General features: G+C 62.6%; 2 protein-coding genes. Both read left to right on the plus strand.

Annotated features, from left to right (window positions below):
- The first annotated feature begins 86 nt into the window (after positions 1-86).
- Entirely contained in the window at positions 87-335 is a 249-nt protein-coding gene (locus EN893_RS33085) for a DUF6356 family protein (RefSeq protein WP_127266626.1), read from the plus strand.
- A 15-nt stretch (positions 336-350) separates the two neighbouring features.
- Positions 351-1151: a class II glutamine amidotransferase gene (locus EN893_RS33090; protein WP_128362139.1), complete on the plus strand. Its 801-nt coding sequence runs from the start codon at positions 351-353 to the stop codon at positions 1149-1151.
- Positions 1152-1598: the final 447 nt, after the last annotated feature.

Below are 1598 nucleotides of genomic sequence, written 5' to 3' on the forward strand. Positions count from 1 at the left end.
ATACAAGGACATTTTGAGACCGATGAACCGGCGAAGCGTGTCAGGATACTCATATCAGGAACTTGAAGCGCTGAAGGGGAACCAGCATGTCGGTCGCCAAGATTTTCACCTCTCATCCGGCCAAGGTCGGCGAAACCTATTTCAGCCACATGGGTTTTGCCGCCTGGTTTTCGTCGCGCCTGTTGATGGCGGCGGGCGCCGCGCTCGTTCACGCTTTCTTGCCGTTTCTGTTTGAAACTACCGCCAGCCGAATCGTTCGCGAGCTTTATGAGCGGACGCACAACAGAGGCACACACGCGATCAAGGAGCCTGCGGCTCTTATGGATCGCGCCTAGAGGACGACAGAAGCGATGTGCCGGTGGGCGGCCTATCTCGGTGAAGCGGTCTTTCTCGAAGACATCCTCACGGCGCCCTGTCACTCGCTGATCGCCCAGAGCCATTGCGCCCAGGAAGCGAAATCGCCGACCAATGGCGACGGCTTCGGCCTTGCCTGGTATGGCGACCGCCCGGAGCCGGGTCTCTATCGCGATATCCTGCCGGCCTGGTCCGATCCCAATCTGAAAAGCCTGTGCCGGCAGATCAAATCCGGCCTGTTCCTCGCCCATGTACGGGCGTCCACCGGCGGCGCCACCAGCCGCATGAATTGCCATCCGTTCATCTCCGGCGCCTGGTCGTTCATGCACAACGGCCAGATCGGCGGCTTCGAGAAGATCCGCCGCGCGCTGGAGAATTCGCTGTCAGACGCCGTCTTCGACCAGCGCGAAGGCACCACCGATTCCGAACTCTTTTTCCTGCTGATGATCGACGAAGGGTTGGCCGGCGATCCGCAAGGCGCGGTGTCCCGCGCCACTAGCCGCGTGCTCGAAGCCTCGCGCCGCGCCGGCCTCGAACCAGCGCTGAAGCTCACCGCCGCCTTCTCGGATGGACAGGCGCTGCATGCGGTGCGCTATGCCACCGACGCCCACGCGCCGACGCTCTACACCTCCGTCTTGCGCAAGGGCGGCGGCCGCTGCATCGTGTCCGAGCCGTTCGACCGCGAGGGCGGCGACTGGCAAGCGATCCCGCCATCGAGTTTTGTCACGATGACGCGGGACGGCATCAGCATTCGCCCGTTTGCTCCAGCGGCGGCAAAGCTGGCGCTGGGCGGGTAAGTTTCTTCGCCGGATCGCAAATGCTGCAAAGTCGCGGGCCAGCGCCCCCCTCTGTCCTGCCGGACATCTCCCCCTCAAGTGGGGAGATTGGCAGCTTCGCCGACCGCGCGTTCTTGCAACGTTGAAGATTGGCGAAAGCCGTGACGCTATCCAATCTCCCCACTTGAGGGGGAGAGGCCGGCAGGCCAGAGGGGGGCGCCGTAGAGTGCCGACATCGGCAGCACAACTTCGATCAAGCACTAGCGAATACCGAATGCTCAACTCCGCTTGAAATCGCGCCGCGTTCCGCCAATTGGTCAGGCACGCGCGGCCAAGCCGGAGCATTCCTCATGGACATCGTCTTCTCCTCAACCGTCGATCTCGCTGCAGCCATCGCCAAGCGCAAAATCTCCGCCGTGGAAGCACTCGACGCCTATCTGGCGCAAATCGATGCGCACAACCATGCGG

The organism is Mesorhizobium sp. M7A.F.Ca.CA.004.04.2.1, assembly GCF_004022825.1.
Classification (GTDB): domain Bacteria; phylum Pseudomonadota; class Alphaproteobacteria; order Rhizobiales; family Rhizobiaceae; genus Mesorhizobium.